At 62.9% G+C, this 23,532-nt stretch carries 12 protein-coding genes; all 12 read left to right on the top strand.

Translation table 11 applies throughout. The annotated features are described in order from the left end of the window. The first annotated feature begins 132 nt into the window (after positions 1-132). The 12 genes from ABI_RS14950 to ABI_RS14890 all read left to right on the top strand — a co-directional run bounded on the left by ABI_RS14950 (position 133) and on the right by ABI_RS14890 (position 23,523). The gene (locus tag ABI_RS14950; RefSeq protein WP_006273873.1) at positions 133-612 is read left to right on the top strand and encodes an RNA polymerase sigma factor; all 480 of its coding nucleotides are present in this window, start codon (positions 133-135) and stop codon (positions 610-612) included. Further along, complete coding sequence (locus tag ABI_RS14945) at positions 606-1,580, top strand: FecR family protein (RefSeq protein ID WP_006273872.1); 975 nt, start codon at positions 606-608, stop codon at positions 1,578-1,580. The genes ABI_RS14950 and ABI_RS14945 overlap by 7 nt, the downstream gene beginning before the upstream one ends. 226 nt (positions 1,581-1,806) lie before the next feature. Further along, positions 1,807-4,866, top strand: a complete 3,060-nt coding sequence (locus tag ABI_RS14940; RefSeq protein ID WP_169313738.1) for a TonB-dependent receptor — start codon at positions 1,807-1,809, stop codon at positions 4,864-4,866. Between the two features lie 444 nt (positions 4,867-5,310). Then, entirely contained in the window at positions 5,311-8,589 is a 3,279-nt protein-coding gene (locus tag ABI_RS14935) for a TonB-dependent receptor domain-containing protein (RefSeq protein ID WP_245531361.1), read from the top strand. 374 nt (positions 8,590-8,963) lie between these two features. Next, a complete protein-coding gene (locus tag ABI_RS14925) occupies positions 8,964-11,321 on the top strand; it encodes a glycoside hydrolase family 95 protein (protein WP_085930195.1) in 2,358 nt (785 codons plus the stop codon). Beyond that, the gene (locus tag ABI_RS14920) at positions 11,318-12,559 is read left to right on the top strand and encodes a hypothetical protein (protein ID WP_006273868.1); all 1,242 of its coding nucleotides are present in this window, start codon (positions 11,318-11,320) and stop codon (positions 12,557-12,559) included. The genes ABI_RS14925 and ABI_RS14920 overlap by 4 nt, the downstream gene beginning before the upstream one ends. A gap of 376 nt (positions 12,560-12,935) precedes the next feature. After that, a complete protein-coding gene (locus ABI_RS14915; RefSeq protein ID WP_006273867.1) occupies positions 12,936-14,537 on the top strand; it encodes a family 43 glycosylhydrolase in 1,602 nt (533 codons plus the stop codon). 150 nt (positions 14,538-14,687) lie between these two features. Beyond that, positions 14,688-15,659, top strand: a complete 972-nt coding sequence (locus ABI_RS14910) for a pectinesterase family protein (RefSeq protein WP_006273866.1) — start codon at positions 14,688-14,690, stop codon at positions 15,657-15,659. Continuing rightward, the gene (locus ABI_RS14905; protein WP_050808304.1) at positions 15,656-18,598 is read left to right on the top strand and encodes a glycoside hydrolase family 2 protein; all 2,943 of its coding nucleotides are present in this window, start codon (positions 15,656-15,658) and stop codon (positions 18,596-18,598) included. Before ABI_RS14910 ends, ABI_RS14905 begins: the two co-directional genes overlap by 4 nt. Beyond that, positions 18,595-19,473 (top strand): rhamnogalacturonan acetylesterase, encoded by an 879-nt coding sequence (locus ABI_RS14900; RefSeq protein ID WP_040309310.1) that lies wholly within the window; start codon positions 18,595-18,597, stop codon positions 19,471-19,473. The genes ABI_RS14905 and ABI_RS14900 overlap by 4 nt, the downstream gene beginning before the upstream one ends. Before the next feature lie 59 nt (positions 19,474-19,532). Further along, complete coding sequence (locus tag ABI_RS14895; RefSeq protein ID WP_169313737.1) at positions 19,533-21,593, top strand: TonB-dependent receptor; 2,061 nt, start codon at positions 19,533-19,535, stop codon at positions 21,591-21,593. A gap of 106 nt (positions 21,594-21,699) precedes the next feature. Next, positions 21,700-23,523, top strand: a complete 1,824-nt coding sequence (locus tag ABI_RS14890; protein WP_040309309.1) for a TonB-dependent receptor plug domain-containing protein — start codon at positions 21,700-21,702, stop codon at positions 23,521-23,523. Positions 23,524-23,532 lie beyond the last annotated feature (9 nt).

The following is a 23,532-nucleotide window of genomic DNA, read 5'->3' as shown; positions in this document are numbered from 1 at the left end:
GCAAGCAGGGGAGGAGAAGGCGTCGTCGTTCCATTCCTTTCCACCGCCCACAATATTCACCGGATTTTCAGCCAGCCATGTCAGGTTTTCCCTTCGCATACGTCTCATAACTGAGACTCGAAGGTTCCGTTGATGTCGCCACTGCAGGCCATGCTGGAGAAAGCCCGACGCGCATTGCTGCGGCGGGGCGTTCTCATGCAGGACACCGACGACATCGTCCAGGACGCCTTCCTCCGCGTCGAAGAATACGAACGCAAGCAGCATGTCCGCTCGCGCGAAGCCTTGCTGGTTACCGCGGCGGTCAATCTGTCGATGGATCGCGCGCGCCGCCGCCGCGACTCGCCGTTCGTCGATGTCGCCGACGAGCTGCTTCAGGTCGCTGACCGTACCCCGCCGCCGGATGAGATCGTCCGGGCCCAGGCGCGGTTGAGACGCGCCGCCGAAGGTCTGGACACCCTGCCGGAACGAACCCGGCGAATCCTGCTCAGCCGCCGGCTGGATGGACTGAGTTTCAAACAGATTGCGCAGACCGAGGGCATGACCGTCGCCGCCGTCGAAAAACAGGTGGCGCGGGCGACTCTCGAACTGATGAAGTGGATGGACGGATGGTGAGACTTAGAACAGCGGAACGGGAGCAGGCGGATGCTGAGGCCTCGGCCTGGCTGGCGCGGCTCCAACACGATGACCGCTCCACCGACACCGAAGCCGCTTTCCAGAACTGGCTGAACACCCATCCGGATCACCAGGCGGCGTTCGAACGCGCTACCGAGGTGTGGGAACTGCTGCCGGGCGCGGCCTCCGTGCGCCAGGCGATCGCTGCCAATGACGACTTCCCCATCCGCGCCAAACCCGCCAGAAAAGCCGGTGGCCGCCGCGCCTTTGCCGCCGTCGCTGCTGCTTCCGTCGCCGCCATGGTCGCCGCCGGCGCCCTGTGGATGTCGCAGCCGACCGTCTATGAAACCCTGCCGGGCGAACAGCAGGTCACCACCCTGCGCGATGGCTCGCGCGTCTCGCTCAATACCGACAGCCGCGTCACCGTGGCCTACGGCCCGGGCCAGCGCCAGGTCGCGCTCGATCGCGGTGAGGCCCTGTTCGACGTCAAGCCCGACCCCAAGCGGCCCTTCGTCGTCACCGTCGGCGATGGCCAGGTCAAGGCGCTAGGGACCTCCTTCCTGGTCCGCCGCAATCCCGACCACACCGCCGTCACCCTGATCCACGGCAAGGTCGAGGTGTCGCGCCGCGACGGCGACGGCCTCCAACGCCTGGCCATCCTTCTGCCCGGTGAGCGCCTGACCTTTGGCGGTCCATCCCGACCGGTGCTGGATAAGCCCGTGGTCGATACCGTCACCGCCTGGCGCCATGGCGAGGTCATCTTCTCGGACATCTCGCTGCGCGAAGCTGCCGGCGAACTGAACCGCTACGGCCCGGTCCGCATCATCATCGCCGATCCGGAGGTCGGGGCCCTGCGCGTTTCGGGTGTGTTCGAAACCAATGACGCTGCCGAATTCGCCGTCGCCGTCGCTCAGATGAACCGCCTGAAGGCGCGCCGTTCCGGGGAGACCATCGTTCTGTCGCGCTAAAATTCTTCACAGCGGGCGCCAAAAAGCACTTTTGTGGTCGCCGCGCACGTTTGCGCGAGCCATCGGGGCCGCCCGTGCGGCGGCGCTTGAGCTAAAAAATGTCAGGTTTCTGACGCTGATCCGTCTCAACACTAAGGAGCGCATTCAGACGCTTCGTTACAGGCAAGGGGAAATGGGAAGTTATGCTCGATTTTTGAGCTTGAACGCCGCGCTGGCGTTGGCCCTGATGTCCGCACCCGCGGCGCAGGCTGCCTCCCTGTACGACCTCGACCTGCCCGCCCAGCCGCTGTCGAAATCCCTGACTGAGATCGGCTCCCAGACCCACGCCAACGTCATCTTCTCACCGGAAGCCGTCGCCGGCCGTCAGGCCAGACCCTTGCGTGGCGCCTATTCGACCCAGGCCGCGCTCGAAGCCCTGCTGTCGGGCACGGGCCTCGGCGTCAGCACAACCCGCGGCGGTTCCTACATTGTCGCGCCCCTTCCTGCGCAAGCTGCCCCCGTCGTCCGCCCCGCCCCCCAGCCCCTGGCCGTTTGGGAGGCCGAGCCGCCCCAGCCGGTGATCGTGCGCGGCTACCGTCAGAGCCTGACCGAAGCCATGCGCATTAAACGCCGGGCCGATGGTGTTGTCGATGTCGTCCTGGCCGAGGATATGGCCAAGTTCCCCGACAACAACCTGGCCGAAGCCATCCAGCGCATGCCGGGCGTCGCCATCACCCGCGACCAGGGCGAGGGCCGTTCGGTCACCGTGCGTGGTCTGGGGCCGGACTTCACCCGCGTTGAGATTAACGGCCTGGAAGCCCAGGCCGCGACCGATGGCCTAGCCGAAGGTGTCAACCGTGGGCGCGGCTTCGACTTCAACGTCTTCCCGTCCGAGCTGTTCAGCCGGGTCGATGTGCTGAAGACCTCCAGCGCCGACAAGCCGGAAGGCTCTCTGGGCGCCACGGTCAACCTGGTTACGCCGCATCCTTTGGACCGCAAGGGGCCGCACCTCGCCGCCGGCACGCAACTGACCTATAATGACCTGGGTGACCGCAGCGGTGCGCGCGCCTCCGTCATGCTCAGCAACACCTTTGCCGGTGACCGCGCCGGTATCCTGGTCTCGGCCGCCTGGTCGCTGACCCCGCTGGATCTGCAGGGCGTCAACAGCGGCGGCTGGAACCAGGGCACGGCCGACGGCGGCTTCTGCAAGCCGACCCAGGCCACTGGCGGCCCATGCGACGTCGCCAACCTGACGCAGGCGACCGCCGCCTATAACAGCGTCAACCGCGCCACCACCTACATCCCGCGCTTCTACCGCTATACCGACCTCCAGGGCGACGTCGAGCGCGTCGGCATGACCGCCAGCGCCCAGTGGCAGCCGTCGCAGCACACCCTGATGACCCTGGACCTGCTTTATTCGCAGTTCCGCACGCAGCGCACTGACCACTTCCTCGAGGCCATCGGCTTCAGCCGCGGCGCCTCTCAGGGCGGCAAGCCTGAAAGTGTCCCTCTAGACGCCGTGGTCGACGGCAACAACACCCTGGTCTATGGCCGTTTCGACAATGTCGATGTCCGCTCCGAAGTGACCATCGAAAACTTTACCACCATGTTCAAGCAGGCCTCTTTCAGCCTGAAGCACGACCTTTCCGACCGCCTCGGTTTCGAAGGCCTGTTCGGCGTCTCCTATTCCAAGTTCGCCAATCTCGAAGTCTCGGCCCAGATCGACCGCTTCAATGTCGACGGCTACAGCTACGACATTCGCGATGGCGGCCAGTACCGCCCCAGGATTGACTACGGCTTCGACGTCAGCGAACCGTCCAACTGGTACTTCGGCCCGCGCGTTACCCAACCGGGCGGCACCGGCGCGACCGGCCCGGAACTGCGCCTGCGCCCCAACTATCTGCACAATGGCTATAAGGTCGCCCAGGCCCGGTTCAACTATCGCCTCAATGACGCCTGGCGCCTCACCCTTGGCGCCGAGGCCAAGCGCTACAGCTTCCGCAGCATCTTCTACCGGCTGATCCAGGGCGAGGCCAACTTCCCGGCGCCGTCGGTCGGGATCGAGGCCCTGACCAAACCCTTCTGCGGCCTGTCCGATATCCTCGAAGCCGGACACTCGCCCGACTGCTGGCGCATTCCCGACATCGACGCCTTCATCACCGAGTACGACCTGCTGGGCAATACCGGCCGCACGGCGCTGTCGACCACCAACCCGGCGGCGCGCGGCTTCAACCAGGCGGTTTTTGAGAACGATACTTCCCTTTATGCCCAGGCCGAGTTCCGCCGCACAGTGTGGGGCGTTCCGGTGCGCGGCAATATCGGTGTGCGCCAGGTCCGCACCGACCAGGTGTCGGAGTTCATCGCCAATGTGCCGGTCTCGATCGACCCGTCGGGCCAGCGCCTGACCCAGGTCCACCGCACCTACTCGGACGCCCTGCCGTCCTTGAACATCGCTGCCGATCTCAACGGTGACACCGTCCTGCGTTTTTCCGCCGCCAAGGTCATCGCCCGCCCGCCCCTGGCCAGCCTGGCGGCGGAAACCAGCGTCCAGGTCAATGGCGGTGCCCGCCGGGTCACCACGGGTAATCCCTATCTCGAGCCCTACCGCGCCGTCAGCTACGACCTGTCCTGGGAGTGGTACCCGACAACGGGAACGGTCGCCGCGGTTGGCCTGTTCTACAAGGACATCTCGACCTACGTGCAGTCCCTGACCCATGTCGCGCCCTATGCCACCACGGGCCTGCCGGCCGAGCTGCTGTCGGGAACCGGCGCCACGGTCACCGACGATTTTGTCATCCAGCGTGCGGTCAATACGCCGGGCGGACCGCTCTATGGTGTCGAAATCACGTATCAGCAGCCGCTGCGCTTTCTGCCCGGCATCTGGTCGGGCCTGGGCGTGCGCATGAACTACACCTACGCCAACAGCCAGATCGACTACTTTACCACTTCGGCGCTGGGCAGTGTCATCGTGACGGCGGACCTGATCTACCTGTCGCGAAATTCGGCCAACGCCACCCTCTATTACAGCAAGGGCCGGTTCGAAGCCCGGGTGTCGGCCAACTACCGCGACGAATACCTCCTGGCCGTGCCGGGCGGATTCAACACTGACGCCAACGGCATGGATGCTGCCACCTATATCGACGCCTCGGCCAGCTATCGCGTCACCGACCGCCTGACGCTTAGCCTGGAAGGGCTCAACCTCACCAAGGAGACCAATGGCACCTGGAGCGATTCCGTGGCCCGCCGGACGACGGATTACCGTCTGGGCGGCCGCCGCCTCCATGCCGGTCTTCGCTACAGTTTTTGACGGAAAGCACCAACCGGACATGCCTATGACATGACGAGAACCCGCTTGCCGTACATGTAGAAAGTAAAAATTGAACTTCGCCGTTTGATATGGCGAAAAATAGAATGAACCTTTGTGCTTTTAGCGCAAAGGGCGATGCGCATTGCAAGTATAAAATATGTATATGATTGTTTTTATATTTAGTACATCTCTACAATTGTGATGATTTTGCCACGTATTCGCTCTGAATCGCTCAAAGATGCACATAAATATGACAGTTAGTTCGTTTTGTATTTCCGATTTCGGAAAATGTGCTAATAGGTCGTGAAATGACACCGGTGTCTAAATCCGGGTCATCGCAAGTAAAAAAGTGGCAGGCATCGCCACGCAGGAAAAACCAGGAAGAACATCATGAAACGGAATGCCATCCGCTCGGGGAGCAGGGTTCAACTTTTCGGAGCTTCAGTGTTGGCGCTTACGGTTGCGGGCCTCATGCCCGGCGCCGTTCAGGCGCAAGACGCACCCGCGGCACCGGTCGCCGCCGCTGACGATGTCGTCGTCGTGACCGGTTATCGCGCCTCACTGCGCAGCGCCATCACCAAGAAGCGCAATGCCGACGTCATGCTCGACGCCATCAATGCTGACGACATCGCCGACTTCCCCGATGCCAACCTGGCGGAATCGCTGCAGCGCATCCCGGGCATCTCGATCGACCGCGACAACGGCGAAGGTCGTCAGATCAGCGTTCGCGGCCTGGGCGGTGACTTCACCCGCGTCCGCATCAACAATCTCGAAGCCCTGTCGACGGCGGGCGCCAACGACGCCGGCTCGACGCCAAACCGCTCGCGTGCCTTCGACTTCAACACCTTTGCTTCGGAACTGTTCAACTCGCTGACCGTGCGCAAGACGGCGTCTGCGGAAACCGACGAAGGCAGCCTGGGCGCCACCGTCGACCTGCAGACTGGCCGCCCGTTCGACTACAAGACCGGCGCTTTCGCCGTTTCCGTGCAAAACGCCTATAACAGCAATGGCGGCACCAACAGCCCACGCATTACCGGCCTGTTCTCCAAGCGCTGGGCGGACGGCAAGATGGGCTTCCTGGCCTCGGTGGCCTATTCCGAAAAGCTGTCGGAGAACGACCAGTTCCGTCGTGGCCCGGGCAGCTCGGACTACACCTATCGCGGCACCACCTGGGCCGGTAGCGAAATCCCCGGCCGCGCCGGTTTCGCCGCCCCCACCGGCACCACCTTCGGCAGCGTCATCACCAATCCGGCGGTGATCGCCGCCCAGACCGGTTCCGACCCGACAGCCTATGCCCTGCTGTATCCGGGCTGCGCCGCGGCCGCCACCAACACCACGGCGGTCCAGCCCGGCTGTAACAACTCGGTGGTGAAATTCCCGGCCCTGGGCTCGATCGAGCAGCAGGACCTGGAGCAGAAGCGCCTGGGCGTCACCACCTCGTTCCAGATTCAGCTGGCGCCGCGCACCCGCCTGACCATCGACGGCCTGTATTCGAAGTTCGAGAACAAATCGACCATCTATCAGGTCTCCAGCGTCGGCCTGAACCGCAACAACACCAATGCTGGCTTCAACACCGCCAATGCGGGCACGTCCACGGCGAACAAGCGCAACTTCTATCCGGGCCTCTGTACGGCGGCGACGGAAACCAATCTGGCGCCGGGACAGGACTGCGGCCAACAGATGAACGGCACGACCCTTGTCGCCGGTACTCAGTTCAGCTTCAATCCCTTCAACCTCGATCCGTACGACTATTTCAATAGTCCGGCATCACCCGGTTATATCGCTTCGACGAACGGCATGGCCTTCCGCGACGCTCTGATCGGACGCCCAGCCGTCAAGGTGCACGAAGCCCACGTCACCAACAACAATGCTGACTATCTCAAGCTCAGCAATATCGACTGGCGTTCGGCCGCCGACCGTGGCCAGTACACCACCGAATTCCAGCAGGTGTCGCTCAACCTGACCCACGCCTTCAGCGACAGCTTCCGTGCGGATTTCACGGTCGGCGCCTCGAAGTCCCTCAATCGCTACCAGGGCCTGCTGGTCGAATTCAATTCGATGGACCGTCCTGAGGTCTTCACCTACGATGAGCGCGCCGGCGGCGACATGCCGACCTTCAACCCCGGCTTCGACCTGACCGATGCGTCCAAGTGGGGCATCGTCAAGGGCTTCTCCGGCATGCGCAACTTTATGCGCGATACCGAGAACACCTATGAAGGCGCCAAGGCCGACTTTACCTGGGACATCAACGACACCTTTGCATTCAAGTTCGGCGCCGTTACGCGCAAATACGGCTTTTCGACCAACCAGTTTGAACGCAACAGCGACCTGCTCAACCCGACCGAAAAGGAGGCCGGCGTCACAGTGGCCTCGCTTAGCCGGGTTGTCGACTTCGGCGACGGCCTGGATATCTCCGAAGGCACCCCGACCTCGTTCCGTGCGCCGTCGATCGAAGCCTTCTCCTCGGCCTTTGGCTTCGACTGCAACTGCATCAACAAGTACGGCGACTTCCGCATCACCCGCAAGCGTAACCGCACGGCCAGCTTCACGGTGGCGGAAGAAACCAGCGGCATCTATGGTCAGTTGAATTTCAAGCATGACGTGCTGGGCCGCCACATGTTCGGCAATATCGGTGTCCGCCAAGTGTCGACCGAAGTCCTGTCTCAGGGCGAAACCACCGCCGGCCGCATGATCTTCGGCACCAATTCTTATGACGACCTCCTTCCGTCGATGAGCGTCGCCTGGGAAGTTATGGACGACCTCTACCTGCGCTTCGGCGCATCCAAGGTCATGGCGCGGCCGCAACTGGTCAACCTGTCCCCGGCCGTGTCAGCCATCAGTGTCCCGGCAGCGGGCGGCGAGGCGGCGGGCGGCACGCTCACCGTCGGCAACCCCAAGCTCAAGCCCTTCCGTGCCACGGCCTACGACTTCGCCGCTGAATGGTATTTCGCCAAGAACGGTCTGTTGTCGCTGTCGCTGTTCAAGAAGGACATCGAGTCCTATCCGCAGACCATCCTGTACTCGGCACCGCTGTCGACCTTCCTCGATACTGACGCCATCGACGCGCTGAAGCTGCAGTTCACCGATGCCGATCAGATCGCCTATATCACCGACGACCGTCCCTTCCTGGCCCGTCAGGTCAGCGACGCACCGGGCGGCACGCTCCAGGGTTGGGAGTTCAGCTACCAGCAGGACTTCAGCTTCCTGCCCTGGCAGTTCAAGCATACCGGCGTGCAGTTCAACATGACGCACATCGACTCGGAACTGACCTATATTCTGGATCCGGGCACGGTCAACGCGACAACAGGCGTGGTCACCAAGGCGCCGACCTACGGCAATGGCCCGTGGCTCAACGCTTCGCCCGACGCCATCAACCTGACCTTCTACTATGAAACGGAGAAGCTCAGCGCCCGTATCTCGGCCGCCCAGCGCAAGGGCTACTACACCAACTACCCGATCGCGTCTGGCGCCTGCTCGGTCGGCCTGAACGCCGACGGCACGCCGTGCGACGGTCCGCTGATGAACGAGTTCGGCGGTTCGGAAGAAACCCTGAACGTCGACTTCGCCATCAGCTACAACCCGGCGCCGCACTGGACGGTCACCCTGGAAGGTCTGAACCTGACCAACCAGACGACCAACCGCTACGCTTATGATCAACCCGTTGTAACCCAGTACGGCTCGACCGGCCGGACCATCACCTTGGGCCTGCGCTACAAATACTAACTTTCCCGGATCATGGCGCCGTCTCCTGCGCCATGATCCAACCTTGTTGGTTGGGGCACCGGGGCGCCCCAATCGACCCTTTCTTTTCGCCGTTCTCCAGATCCAGCTCCCCGTTGTGGAATGCGACATTCCTGACAAGCTGGCCACTCAGGCGGGCGGGTTGCCTAACCCGCCCGCCCTTTTTTTTTCTGATTTGACTGGGCAAGACTGTTTTAACCTTCCTTCTCCCGCCCCGTTCTTCACGGGGAGGGGGGACCGCGAAGCGGTGGGAGGGGCTTTATCGTCAGCGGAACGGCCCCTTAGTCTTACGGCTTACCGTGATGGCTAAGTCAAAGTCACACCACGCCAAAGTCATACATAGTATGAAAGTGCCTATGCCCCGCCAGAGTCCCGACCTTTCCCGCCGTTCCACGCTTCACCTGGCCGCCGCATCCGCCGTCGCCGCCGCCATACCCGCGCGCCTGACCGCCCAAACGGCACCAAAAGACCTCGTTCTGTGGTACAAACAGCCCGCCATCGAATGGACCGAAGCCCTGCCTCTGGGCAATGGCCGCCTCGGCGCGATGGTCTTCGGTGGCGTTGCCCGCGAACGGCTGCAGCTGAACGAAGACACCCTCTATGCCGGCGCGCCGTACCAGCCCGCCAACCCCGAAGCCCTGGCCGCCCTGCCGGAGGTGCGCAAACTGATCTTCGCCGGTGAGTACCTGAAGGCCCAGGACCTGATCCAGGCGAAGATGATGGCCAACCCCATCCGCCAGGTGTCGTACCAGACGATCGGGGACTTAAGCCTGATCTTCGGCGTCTCGTCCAATGCGTCGAACTACCGTCGCGAACTGGACCTCGAACGCGCCCTCTCGACCGTGACCTACACCCAGAACGGAACCCGCTTCACCCGCGAAACCTTTATCTCAGCCGTAGATCAGGTGATGGTGATGCGCCTGACGGCAGACCAGCCCGGCAAGATCGGCTTCCAGCTCGGCTTCGAAAGCCCGCAGGTCGCCGACATCGCGATCGAATCCCCCCAGGACATCGTTCTGAAAGGCCGCAACGGTCCGCACAATGGAATCGAAGGCGCCTTGCGTTTTGAGACCCGCGTCAAGGTCGTCGCCCAGGGTGGCACCCAAACCACCGGCCATGACGAACTGATCGTCACTAACGCCGACAGCGTCATCGTCTACATGGCCGCCGCCACCAACTACAAAACCTTCCGCGATGTCTCGGGCGACCCGACCGCGATCACCAAAACCCAGATCGCAAACGCCACGCAGCGTCCCTATGACGCGATGCTGGCCGACCATATCGCCGCCCACCAAAAGCTGTTCGGCCGGGTCAGCATCGACCTCGGCCGCAACGCCTTCGCCGACCTGGCCACCAATGAGCGCATCGCCAAATCCATCAGCCAGGACGATCCGGCCCTGGCCGCCCTGTATTTCCAATATGGCCGTTACCTGCTGATCTCGTGCTCGCGCCCGGGGACGCAACCGGCCAATCTCCAGGGCCTGTGGAACGAGAAGCTGAACGCCCCCTGGGGCGGCAAATATACCATCAATATCAACACCCAGATGAACTACTGGCCGGCCGAGCCGACCGCCCTGCCAGAGATGGTCGAGCCACTGGTCGCCATGGTCAAGGACATCGCCGTCACCGGCGCGGAAACCGCCCGTATCATGTATGGCGCGCGCGGCTGGGTCACCCACCACAATACCGACCTGTGGCGGGCCACGGCGCCGATCGATGCGGCTTTTTACGGCACCTGGCCGACCGGCGGCGCCTGGCTGTGCTTGCACCTGTGGGACCGCTACGATTACGGCCGCGACCTCGCCTATCTCATGGAGATCTACCCCCTTCTGAAGGGCGCGACGCTGTTCTTCGTCGACACCCTGGTCAAGGATCCCAATACCGGCTTCATGGTCACCGCGCCGTCGATCTCGCCGGAGAACCGCCACACGTTTGGCACCTCAATCTGCGCCGGACCGACCATGGACATGCAGATCCTCCGCGACCTGTTCGCCAACACCATCCGCGCCGCCGAGAGTCTCAAAACCGACAAGGCGTTCCGCAGCGAAATCGCCGGCCTGCGCAGTCAACTGGCGCCGAACAAGATCGGCAAGGCCGGCCAGCTCCAGGAATGGCAAGAGGACTGGGACCTCGACGCCGCCGACCTGCATCACCGCCACGTCTCGCACCTCTACGGCGCCTTTCCGTCCAGCCAGATCAGCCTGCGCAAAACGCCCGATCTCGCCCAGGCGGCCAAGGTGTCGCTGGACCAGCGCGGCGACCTGTCGACCGGCTGGGCCATTGCCTGGCGGCTGAACCTTTGGTCGCGGCTGGGTGAAGGCGACCGTGCCCATTCCATCCTGAAGCTTCTGCTGGGGCCGGAACGGACCTATCCCAACATGTTCGACGCCCACCCGCCGTTCCAGATCGACGGCAATTTCGGCGGCACCTCGGGCATGACTGAGATGCTGCTGCAATCCTATGACGATGAGATCCAAATCCTGCCCGCCCTTCCGAAAGCCTGGCCCACCGGCAAGGTTACTGGCCTGAAGGCGCGTGGCGGCTTTACCCTCGACATCGCCTGGAAGGACGGTCGCGCCGACCGCGTCACTGTCACCAGTGCTTTCGGTGAAAAAGCCACCCTGGTCTACGACGGGCAGACGCAATCGATGGCGTTGAAAGCCGGAGAAACGGCCGTCTTCCGCCTGAAAGACAACGGGCTAGTACGGCTGTGATCGATCGGCGATCCCTTCTGGTGATGACGGCGGCGGGTCTCCTCTTGCCGGGTGCCGCGCGTGCGGCGGCCCGTATCGTCCGCGTCACCACCCTCGACCGCGAAGGCCCCGGTTCCCTGAAGGCCGCGCTTGACGAAGCTGGCCCGCGCACCATCGTCTTTGAAGTCGGCGGGATCATCGATCTCGACAAGACCACCCTGAAACTGACCCAGCCCTTCGTCACCGTGGCGGGAGAGACCGCACCCGACCCCGGCATTACCCTGATCCGCGGCGGCATCTCGGTCGCCACGCACGATGTCGTCATCCGCCATATCGCCGTGCGTCCCGGCACGGCCGGCATGGCCAAAAAGAGCGGCTTCGAGCCCGACGGCCTGACCACCACCTCGGCTTACAACGTGGTCATCGACCATTGCAGCCTGACCTGGGCGGTCGACGAGGCCCTTTCGGCCTCTGGCCCGCGCTTCGGAGGCGCGACCCTGGAAGACTGGCGGCGCAACACCTCGCACGACATCGTCTTTTCCAACAACATCGTCGCCAACAGCCTGCACGACGCCAGCCACTCAAAAGGCCCGCATTCCATGGGCTCGCTGGTCCACGACAACGTCACCGGCGTGGTCATCACCGGCAATCTCTACGCCAACAACAATGAGCGTCATCCCCTGGTCAAAGGTGGTGGTCAGGCGGTGGTCGCCGGCAACGTCTTTGCAAATCCCGGCCATACTTGCGCGCAATACACGCTGGTCGAAGACCAATGGACTGGCCGCGACAAGGTCGCGGGCAAAATGATCCTGCGCGGCAATGTCATGCGCGGCGGGCAGGATACCCGCGCCGGCCTGGCCATGCTGACCTTTGGCGGGGCAGGGGACCTGGAGCTGCATGCCGCCGGCAATATCGCCACCTACGCCGACGGCTCGGTCGCGCCTATCATCGGCTACTACCAGGCCCGTTCTGATGGCTATGACGAAGGCGGCACCTACGTCCCCAAAGCTTTCATCCGCTCGATGCCGGAACCTGCCAACCTGAAACTGCCCGCGAACACCGAACGGCATGTCTACACCAACGCCGGTTCGCGCCCCTGGAGCCGCGACCCTATCGACGCCGCCATCATTGCCGCTGCAAAAGCCGGCACCGGTCGCATCATTCACTCCGAATCCGAAGCCGGAGGCTACCCCGTCCGCCCTTCCACCCGCCGCCCTTTCAATCCGAAGACCCTTCTCAGGGTTGGAGGTCTTGAATGAGAACGAAGACACAAGCTCCCTCCTCCCTACGAAGTGGGGAGGGGGACCGCGAAGCGTTGGAGGGGTACAGGACGGTTGGTTCATCCCGAGGCCTCACCGGTCTTGACGCCGTTCATCTGACTTATCTGGCTTATCTGTGGATTTCAAAAAAGACGGTTTCGCTCGCACGATCAGTGGCGAGGTTATACGGACCGTCGATCCGGTTGAACCTCGGCAAGGGTTGTCCACCGATAAGCCAGATAAGCCAGATGGACAGCGTTTACGCGCACAAACACGACGGTCCGGTAGATATTCGGATGCGCTTCGCGCGGGAGATGCCGCGACCAGAAACAGCCGCTTCACCCCTTCGACGAAAATTCCAATAAGGAAATGCCACATGTCCAACACCCGGCGCGATGCGCTTAAATCCTTCAGCCTCGGTGCCCTGCTGTTCGGCGCTCCCGCCGTCGCTAACGCCACTCCCGAAAACAAACCTGTCACCTGGGCGCGCGGCATCGAAAACCAGCGCAAGGCCGACCTCGGCGACGGAAGGTTCCTCAACCCGATCATGGCCGGCGACCATCCCGACCCGTCGATTCTGAAGGACGGTGCCGACTACTACATGACGTTTTCAACCTTCGACGCCTATCCTGGGCTCATAATCTGGCACTCGAAGGACCTGATCAACTGGCAGCCCATCACCGCGGCCCTGACGCGCAATATCGGCTCAGTCTGGGCGCCGGAACTCATCAAGCACAACGGCCGCTACTACCTCTATATACCGACCAAAAAGACCACCGCCCCGGACAGCAAGACCACCTCCTGGGTCATCTGGGCTGACGATATCAAAGGCCCGTGGTCAGACCCCATAGACCTCGACCTGCCGGCCCATATCGACCCCGGCCATGCCGTCGGCGAAGACGGTTCGCGCTGGCTGTTCCTGTCGGGCGGCGACCGGGTCCGCCTCTCCGACGACGGCCTCAGACGCATCGCCGAACCCGAGCACGTCTACGATCCGTGGCGCTACCCCGACATTTGGGACGTCGAAGGCTTTTCGCCGGAAGGGCCTAAGGTCACCCGCCATGGCGATTTTTTTTACCTGGTCCTGGCCGTCGGCGGCACGGCCGGTCCGCCCACCGGCCACATGGTCATCGCGGCGCGGTCGAAGTCGATCAACGGCCCGTGGGAACAACACCCGCGCAACCCGCTAGTCCGCACCACCTCGCTGGACGAGAAATGGTGGTCGCGCGGCCACGCCACCCTGGTCGAAGGACCTTCCGGCGATTGGTGGGGCGTCTATCACGGCTATGAAAACGGCCTGTGGACCCTTGGGCGGCAGACCCTACTGGCGCCGGTCACATGGTCGAACGACGGCTGGTTCGACTTCGGCGGCGGCGACCTGTCGCAACCCCTCGCCAAACCCAAGGGCGGCACTCCTCAGGACCACGGCTTTGCCCTGTCTGACGACTTCTCCAAGGACAAGTATGGCATCCAGTGGAACTTCTTCAACCCGTCGGCGGACGAAGCCAAACGCATCCGCCGCGACAACGGCGTGTTGCACCTGACCGCCACCGGCGAAGCGCCCTCGTCCTCGGCGCCGCTTATCACAGTGGTCGGCGATCCGGCCTATGAGATCGAGATGGAGATCGAGATCGATGACGGCGCCCGCGCCGGCCTGCTGCTGTTCTACGACCAGAAACTCTATTGCGGCCTGGGCTTCGACAAGGACCGATTCATCACCCATCAATACGGCATCGAACGCGGCCGCCCCGCCAATCCGTATGGCAAACGCATGCTGATGCGGCTGCGCAACGACCGGCACATCGTCAGCTTCCACACCTCGTCGAACGGCGTGACCTGGAAGCGGTTCGACCGCGGCATGGAGGTCTCGGGCTACCACCACAATGTCCGCGGCGGCTTCCTGATGCTCAAACCCGGCTTCTACGCCGCCGGCACCGGCGAGGCCCGCTTCAAGAACTTCAAATACCGGGCCCTTTAAACATGTTCACCCACATCTCCACGAGGATCTTTTTTCTTTCCCCTCCCCGCTTGTCGGGGAGGGGGACCGCACGAAGCCGTAGCGAAGCGAAGGCGAAGTGGGGTGGTGGGTTTCTTACTTCCTATGCTGTGACAACCCCCGCAGACTCCCATGCTGACTCGCCGTCTCCTTCTCACCACTGCAACAGCCGCAGCCGCCACCCCTTGGCCAGCACTGGCGCAAAGCCGCCCGACCGTCCGCGTCCCGGCCGACTACAAAACCGTGATCGAAGCCCTGAACGCCTTGCCCGAAACCGGCGGCACGGTCGAAATCTCCCCCGGCACCTATCGCGAAAAATGGGCACTCAGCAAAACCGACGTCCACCTGATCGGCACTGGCGCCAAACCCGAAGACGTCGTCCTGGTCTGGGGCGACAGCGCGAAAATGGCCGGCGGCACCGGTAAATCCGCCTCCCTGACCATCACCGGCGACGGCTTCCGCGCCAGCAACGTGACCATCCAGAATGACTACCACCTGAACAGGTCGGAGCCCTCCCAGGCCGTCGCCCTGTATCTGACTTCAGACCGCGCCGTACTCCAAAACGTCCGCCTGCTCGGCGCCCAGGACACCCTCTACGCCGCCAGCAAGAAGCCGACCGAACCGTCACGGCAATACTACCGCGACTGCTACATCGAAGGTCATGTCGACTTCATCTTCGGCAATGCCCTGGCCTTTTTCGACCGCTTTGTCATCCATATCATTGCCCGCGAACAGGCCTTTATCACCGCCCACAGCCGCACAGCCGAGACGGAAACCACGGCCTATATCTTCGACCACTGCACCGTGACGACAGCGGGCGACGGCAGCTACTATTTCGGCCGCGCCTGGCGACCCTACGGCCAGGTGGTCTTCCTCGATACCCGCATCGACGGGAAGATCCATCCGGAAGGCTGGCGCGAATGGACACCGGGCAAGACCGAGACCTACACCACGGCGCACTTCGCCGAATATGGCTCGACCGGCCCCGGCGCCAACGACGCCATGCGGGTCTTCTGGGCGGACAGGCTGACACCCGAAGACGCTGCGAAATGGCGTCTCGAGGCCGTCTTCCCCGATCGCGCCTGGATAGGAATCACGGCATGACCCTCCCCGATGACGGCTGGAACCTGTGGATCGACCAGGCGGCCCAATGGCAGGACGACGCCATCTACCTGCCGTCCCAGGTCGACATCAAAACCCTGCCTGTCAACCCGCCGACCGGCGGCTGGGGCGCCCTGACACCCGAAACCGTCGTCACCCTGCCAGCGACGGTCGAACAGCATTTCTGGGGCCGTTTCGGCCTGCGTCCCTATACCGGTGACGAATACCGCTATGCCGAGGACGATGACGTGCCGCAGAACGGCGCCTGGCGCGGTGTGTCGTGGTGGTGGCGCGACATCGACATCCCGGCAGAAGCCAAGGGCAAACGTGTCCTCCTGCACATCCGCGGTGCCCGGCTGCGCGCCGAAGTCTTCCTCAACGAAAAACTGGTCGGCTATTCGATCATGTCGGAGCTGCCCTTCGACTGCGACGTCACCAAGGCCATGAAGCCTGGCCAGCCCAACCGCCTGACCATCCGCATCACCAATCCCGGCGGTCGCTACGACTGGCGCGACTCGACCACCATGATGTGGGGCAAGGCCAAGCTGTTCGCCTCGCACGGTTTCGGCGGCCTCGACCGCGGCATGTCGTTGTCGTTCCATCCCATCGACCACCACATCACCGACGCCTGGGTGTTGAACACGCCTGATCCGCACGTCGTCACCGGCCACATCGAAGTTACCGGCAAGAAGCGCAAGCTGAACGCCGTCCTGCTTGACGCCGACCTGAAACCGGTCCCGGCCGATATCCGCCTCAAGGACGGCATCTTCACCGTCTCGGCCCCGAACGCCAAGCTGTGGGACCTCGACAACCGCCACCTCTATCACCTGCGCTTCAGCTATGGCGTCGACACGAGGGATGTCCGCTTCGGCTTCCGCTGGTTCGGCGTCGACGGTCTGGGCACCGACGCGGTCCTGCGCCTGAACGGCAAGCGCATCAAGCTCTATTCCGCCATCTCATGGGGCTACTGGGGCTATAACGGAATGTGGCCGACGCCGGTCCTGGCGCGGCGTGAGATCGACTCGGCCAAGGCGCTGGGGCTGAACACGCTGCACGCCCACCGCAATGTCGGCAAGGCAGACGTGTTCAAAGCCCAGGACGAACAGGGTCTTCTGCGCGTCATGGAACCGGGCGGCGGTCGCCATGCCATCGCCAAAGACCTGAAACCCGGCGAGACCCTGTCCGAGGCTGACATCTTCAGCCGCGCCTTCATGGTCGAAAAATGCGTCGCCATGGCTAAGGCCTTCCGCTCGCACCCGTCTCTGGCCCACTACACCCTGCAGAACGAGATCGGCGCCAACCTGGCCAATCCCGACGTCCAGGCGGTGCTGAAGGCGATCCATGACACCGACCCCAGTCGCATCGTCATCCTCAATGACGGCTTCGTCGCCCGCGGTGCCGCCCAGGCCATGTACCTGCCCTACAGCGATCACTACTACCGCTCCGATGTCGAGGAATGGGGTGGGTGGTGGGTCAACCACCAGGGCGCCGGTGATCAGTGGTATGACAAATTTTATCAGAATCCGGACGATTACATCCACTACCAACCCGGCAAGCCCTACATCGTCGAATTCGGCGAGATGCAGGGCTGTGCCGTCGCCGACAATCACGTCAAGCTGGTCGCCGACATAAAGGCCCACGGCGGCAAGTCCTATGACCTGCACGATCATACGGTCATCGTCGAAAACACCTCGGCCTGGCTCGACACATGGGGTTTCCGCAAGGCCTTCCCGACGACGGAATCCTTGTTTCTGTCGGTCGGGCGCAAGGCCTATGACGCCTGGCAGCACTATTGCGAAAACATCCGCATCGGCGACTCGGTCGATATCGCGGCGATTTCGGGCTGGGAAACCACGGCCATCGAGAACCATTCCGGCATTGTCGACAACCTGCGCTATTTCAAGGCAAATCCCGATCTGATCAAGTCCAGCCTGCTTCCCGTCCGCCCGGTTGCCAAGACCAAAAAGCTGGCCTTTGCGGCCGGCGAAACCGCCGAACTGGACGTATGGCTGCTCAACGACACCGACACCCAACTGACCGGAACCCTGAAACTCAGCCTGGTCACGCCTGACGGCAAATCCTCGGAAATACAAACCTTTCCCGTACCTCAACACGTCCGCGACCAGTTCAGCTACCTGCTTGCCGAGAAAATCACGTCCCCTGTCCTCACCCAAACCGGCCTGCACAAGATCATTCTGGAGCTACCCGGCCACTGGACCTCGACCTTCACCCGCGAAATCTGGGTCACCGACACGAAGCCGGCCTTCGCCCGCCCTTTGAAAATAGGCGTTTCCGGCATCGCCAAATCCTTCCGAGACCAACTGGCGGGAATTTCCGCCATCGCTATCGAAGACTTTAAATCCAGCGGAAACTACGACGCCATCATCGCTTCCGGCCTCAAAGCCGAGGAAATCGAGCGCCGCCAGATCGCCGAACAGACCGGCCTGGAAGCTCAGCCCAAGAAGGGCGAGAAGCCCGTCGTCATCCCGGGCGAACTGCCGCCTGACGTGCTCGATGCCGTCCGCAAAGGCACGCCTTTGTTGGCCATGGTGCCCGAAGACGGTCTTGCTGATGGCATCGCTAAGCAATTGGCAGAATTGGGTTTATTCACCTATTCCGGTCAGGTCGGAAATCTCCGCGCGCCGTGGATGGGCAACTGGAACTTTCTGCGCGCCCATGCCCTGTTCGACGGCATTCCCGCCGACCAGGCGACCAGCGTCCTGCACCAGATCCCCGGCGAACCGTCCAACGGCCTGAAGATCTCGGGCAACAGTATCGAAGTCATAGCCGGCTACAGCCGCGACCACGACCGCCATAATGGCGCCGCCTCATTCACAGTCCAAAAAGCCGGTATGCGCGTCATCGTTCACCGCCTGCCCGACATGGTGGCGCCGCTGCAAAAACGTTTCCTGATCAATGCTTTAAAGTGGATGACGACATGAAATACCTGTTGCCGCTGATCGCCCTGTGCCTGGCGACACCGACCTTCGCCCAAGCGCCACTAACCGACGCCGAAGCCCGCGCCCAGGTCAAAAAGATCACCGCAAAAAAGATCATCCTGGTCGGTGACTCGACCACAGCCGTCCAGGGCGGATGGGGCCCCAGCTTTTGCGCCGACCACGTCACCTCGTTCCTGGCCTGTGTCAACCTGGCCCGCGGTGGCCGCTCGACCTTCAACTACCGCGCCGAAGGCTCCTGGGACATCGCTCTCGCCGAGATGAAATCCGGCGGTTTTGCAAAGACTTACGTTCTGATCCAGTTCGGCCATAACGACCAGCCCGGCAAGCCCGGCCGCTCCACCGACCTCGCGACGGAATTTCCTTCCAACCTGCGCGCCTATGTCGAAGAGGTCCGCGCCGCCGGCGCCATTCCGGTCCTGGTGACGCCCCTGACCCGACGTGGTTTCGAAAATGGCAAGCTGCAGGACGATCTCGGCCCCTGGGCCGACGCCACGCGCAAGGTCGCCCAGGACATGAACGTGCCCGTGGTCGACCTCTATGCCCGCAGCCAGGCGGTGGTTCAGGCCATGGGCGCGGCCCAGGCGACGCAGTTCGCGCAACTTCCGCCGTCGGCGGAGGTCGCCGCCGCGGCCCAGACCGGCACCACTATCCCGGCCGCAGCCGGCGTGCCGGCAGCACCGAATACACCTGCGCCAACCCAGGCCCAGATCAATGCCGCCCTTGAGCCGATGGGGGCCGCCAAGCTGTCCTTCGACTATACCCACCTGGGCCCCAAGGGCGCCGATGTCTTTGCCAAGATCGTTACCGAAGAGCTTTCCAAGGCGGTGCCGGAACTTCGCAAGGATTTGATCCCTTGATCTATTGACCTCGGCCCTGGCGCATGATTGCTGCGTGCGCAGGTGTACGGGGTGGTAAAATGGTGCGAGTTCTGGGGGTTGTGGTCGCTGTGGTGGCGTTTGCGCCTGTCGTGGTTTTGGCGCAGTCGGCAGACGCTCCGCCGGCGGATACCAAAGACGGTTCCACCATCACCATCAAGGCGAGCAAGCCTTCGGTGACCAACAAGATCGACCGCCGCGTTTACGACGTCAGCACCAATCCGCAGTCGGCCTTTTCGACGGCGAGCGATGTCCTGCAGCGCATACCCTCGGTAACCATCGATCCACGCGGTCGCATTGCCCTGCGCGGCGACCCTGAGGTCAAGGTCCTGATCGACGGCGTTGAATCCCGCTCTGGCGCGCTGGGCAACCTCCAGGCCTCCGAAATCGACCGCATCGAGGTCATGACCAACCCCTCGGCCCAGTTCGCATCGGACGGCAGCGGCGGCATCATCAACATCATCCTGAAAAAGAAGCGCAAGGACGGCGTCAACGGCAATGCCGGTATCCGCGGCGATGACGACGGCCGCTACAACATCAATCTCGGCTTCAACACCAAGCGCGGCCGCTGGACCTGGGGCACTTCGGCCGGGACCAGCCGCACCCAGCAGGACACGGCCTGGCGCGGTCATCAGCAGTGGGGCACGGAAACGACCAACGGCATCACCCTGTCGGACATGTCGCGCCGCTCCGCCTATGCCAATGCCAGCCTGGCTTTCGACGCCACTGAGCGCGACCGTGTCGAGCTGAATCTCAGCCACTACCGCTGGCGCGCCGCCACGCGCGAGGACGGCACCGTCCTCATCAAAAATGCCGCCGGCCAGGTGATCGACGATCACGGCGAATACGTCTTCAACTCCGAAAGCGGCCATGGCTCGGAATGGTCGGCGCATTTCCAGCACAAGGGCGCCGTCGAAGGCGAAACCCTGGACCTGAACGTCTCCTACAACTCGGGCACCTCGTCCGACAGCGCCTGGCACCGGCTGATCGGCCTTGTGCCCACGCCGTCCGACATCGCCTATGCCTATTTTAACGAAGGGCCGGACGGTGGCATGAATTTCAAGGCCGACTACGAACGCCCCTTCGGAAAATCCCGCCTGAACGCCGGCTTCGAGATCGAGACCAACGAAAGCGAGAGCCTGGGCCGGTCGCAGAACCTGGCCGCCCTGGTGCCCGGCGAGAGCGATGCCGCCACACCGTTCCTGTACGACCGCGCCACAAAAGCCGCCTATGTCACCTTGCAGACGCCGCTGGGCAAATGGGCGATCATGCCGGGCCTGAGGGTCGAAGCTGAACGCTGGACTGCCGGCCCCGCAGAGACTTCCGATCTGCGCTGGCTGCCTTCGCTGAACCTGAACCGCAAACTGTCGGACCGCACCCGGCTGGTGGCCAGCTACAGTCACCGCACCCAGAGGCCGAATGGCTACCAGCTCAATCCGCGCCTTGTCTATTACGGTCGTTACTACACCTATGAAGGCAACCCCTACCTGAAGGCCCAGGAGACCGATGCCTACGAAATCGGCTATGAGTTCGAAGGCAAGGACTTCAGCTCCAACGGTAGCCTCTACTACCGCGTCAAGACCCATCCGACGACCCAGACGCGTCGCGTGGTCGGTCAGGTCGTCATGACCTCGGTCGCTAATGCCGACGAGGCCCGCGCCATGGGGCTGGAACTGACCGCGAAAGGCAAGGTCTCCGAAAAGATCGACTATTCCGTGAACCTGAACGTCTTCGACAGCGAGATATCGGGTCTGTTCGGCGGCGAGGCCCTTAAACGGCAATATGTCACCTATTCCGGCAATGCGGTCATCGACTGGCGTCCCAATGCCAAGGACTGGCTGCAGTTCAACCTGAACACCGAAGGCCGCGCGGTCCAACTTCAGGGCTACCAGACCGGTTTCTACCGCCTGGACATGGTCTATCGTCACAAGATCACACCGAAATGGACCTTTTCGGTCCGTGCCTTCGATCTGCTCAATTCGTCTAAGCAGGAAACAGTGTTTGAGACACCGCAGGGCGGGTCGCGGGTCGAAAACCGCACCGAACGGCCGGGGATCATGATCGGCGTCAACCGCAAGTTCGGCAAGGGCGGGCCCGAATAGGCCCGCATCATAGGTCTGCATCATTGTAATCCTTTACATCGTTTACATATTGAGGTTTGCCGCGTTTCGTGCTGCAACTCCGCCTGGGTTGTTCAGGGAGTTGCGTGTGAAGTGGGTTTGGGTTCTGTGTAGCGCGGGCGCGTTGACCGCCGTGACCGCTCCGGCGTTTGCCGAAGACGTCGTCATCGTCAGCACGCGGCTGAAAACGGCCGTGCCGTGGTCGGAACACCGCGCGGCGAAGGATGGCCAATCGGTCAATGACGTCCTGGAAGGCGTGCCAGGCCTGACCGTGCTGGACGGCGGGGTGGCGGGATCGCGCGCTGAACTGTTCGTGCGCGGCGCCGATGCCAACTTTACCCCCGTCCTGATCGAAGGTGTGCCGGTCCATGACCTCGGCGATTCCCGCGGCGGCGCCTTTGATTTTTCCACCCTGGCCGGCGATGAAATTTCCGGCGTCACGGTCGGGCAGGGGCCTTTGTCCGCGCTCTACGGTTCCGGTGCATTGGCCGGCGTGGTGACGACCGAGATCGACCTGCAACCCCAACTGCGCCTTTCGGTTTCAGGCGATGAAGAATATGCCGTTCGTCTGGCCGGCGATGTCGGCCTGGGCGACTGGACTTTGAACGGCGCCGTGCGTCATGGCGAGGACGGCGACAAGAATCTGGGGCAGTGGCGGACGCTGTCGACCGTGACGGCGAAGCTGACGGGCGCCACGCCGCGCGATGGCCGGCTCAGCCTGTTCGTCCGCGCCGCCAATAGTGACCGCGAAGGCTTTGACGTCGCCAGCGGCGGCATCCTCTATTCCAACGGTGAACAGCAGCATATCCAGGATAAGGACCGCCTGGCGGGCCTGTCCTTCCGGCAACCCGCCGGCGACGGCCGCAGTGTCAACGTGAACCTGGCCGCGTTTCGGCGCGACCAGGACCAATATAGCCCGGCCATAGGCGATCCGCTGGGCGGCGGGACCCCAGCAACCGTCCAGACCAGTTCCTTCGATCGCATTCAGGCCACGGCGACGTATCGCGCTGCCGGCCAACGCGTCGATTATGCCGCCGGGGTCGGGTTGATGCGTGAACAGGGTGAGGTCGACGGCGTGCTCGATTTCGGCTTCTTCGCCCTGCCGTCCAGCTTCGAACAGGACCGCAGCAGCGCCGGTGTCTTCGGCGAAGGCCTGGTTCGGCTGGGTGGCGGCTTCTCGTTGCGCGGCGGCGCCCGCGTCGACGCCCGCGACAACGACAAGGCCGCCTGGAGCCATCGCGCCAGCCTGGAATGGCAGTCGGCCGACGACCGCCTGGCACTGGCAGGGACCTGGGGTCGGTCGCTGAAGGTGCCGAGCTTCTACGCCCTGGGCGATCCGTTGGTCGGTTCGCCCGATCTGCAGCCGGAAGAAAGCGAAGGCGGCGATGTCCGTGTGGCTTACCGCTTCGGCGATGCCCGCCTGACCGTGGCGGCTCACAGCACCGTCTATCGCAACCTGATCGACTTTGATTTTGCCACCTTCAAGCTGGTCAACCGCGACAAGGTGGAGATTTCCGGTGTCGACCTGGGCCTGGACGGTCCGATCGGGCAGCGCGTGACGTATGAGGCGCGGGTGTCGACCCTGACGAACGACGTCAACGGCAGCGAGGACGGTTTGCTGCATCGTCCGGATTTGACAGCGGCTTTTGATGTGATCTGGACACCTTCGCCGGAGTGGACCGTGCGGCTCGACAACCGTTATGTCGGAAAGCGCGCATCGAATTCCATTCCGACGGGCGATGTCCGTCTGAAAGGCTATGTCCGCAGCGATCTGACAGTCGGTTACGGCTTTGGCGATGGTCTGGCGCTGTCGGCGCGTATCGGCAATCTGTGGGATTCGGAGTATGAAACTGTGGCCGGCTTCCGGGCGCGGGGACGCAATGTGACGGTGAGTTTGCGTAAGCGTTGGTAAGAACACTTT

Origin of the sequence: Asticcacaulis biprosthecium C19 (assembly GCF_000204015.1) — a bacterium.
GTDB lineage: Bacteria > Pseudomonadota > Alphaproteobacteria > Caulobacterales > Caulobacteraceae > Asticcacaulis > Asticcacaulis biprosthecius.
The sequence above is the reverse complement of the archived record's forward strand: the minus strand, read 5'-3'. Positions and strand labels throughout refer to the sequence as shown.

Coding starts and splice junctions, on each gene's coding strand:
- ABI_RS14950 (WP_006273873.1), top strand. CDS start 133: ATGTCGCCACTGCAGGCCATGCTGGAGAAAGCCCGACGCGCATTGCTG.
- ABI_RS14945 (WP_006273872.1), top strand. CDS start 606: ATGGTGAGACTTAGAACAGCGGAACGGGAGCAGGCGGATGCTGAGGCC.
- ABI_RS14940 (WP_169313738.1), top strand. CDS start 1,807: ATGTCCGCACCCGCGGCGCAGGCTGCCTCCCTGTACGACCTCGACCTG.
- ABI_RS14925 (WP_085930195.1), top strand. CDS start 8,964: ATGCCCCGCCAGAGTCCCGACCTTTCCCGCCGTTCCACGCTTCACCTG.
- ABI_RS14915 (WP_006273867.1), top strand. CDS start 12,936: ATGTCCAACACCCGGCGCGATGCGCTTAAATCCTTCAGCCTCGGTGCC.
- ABI_RS14910 (WP_006273866.1), top strand. CDS start 14,688: ATGCTGACTCGCCGTCTCCTTCTCACCACTGCAACAGCCGCAGCCGCC.
- ABI_RS14905 (WP_050808304.1), top strand. CDS start 15,656: ATGACCCTCCCCGATGACGGCTGGAACCTGTGGATCGACCAGGCGGCC.
- ABI_RS14900 (WP_040309310.1), top strand. CDS start 18,595: ATGAAATACCTGTTGCCGCTGATCGCCCTGTGCCTGGCGACACCGACC.
- ABI_RS14895 (WP_169313737.1), top strand. CDS start 19,533: ATGGTGCGAGTTCTGGGGGTTGTGGTCGCTGTGGTGGCGTTTGCGCCT.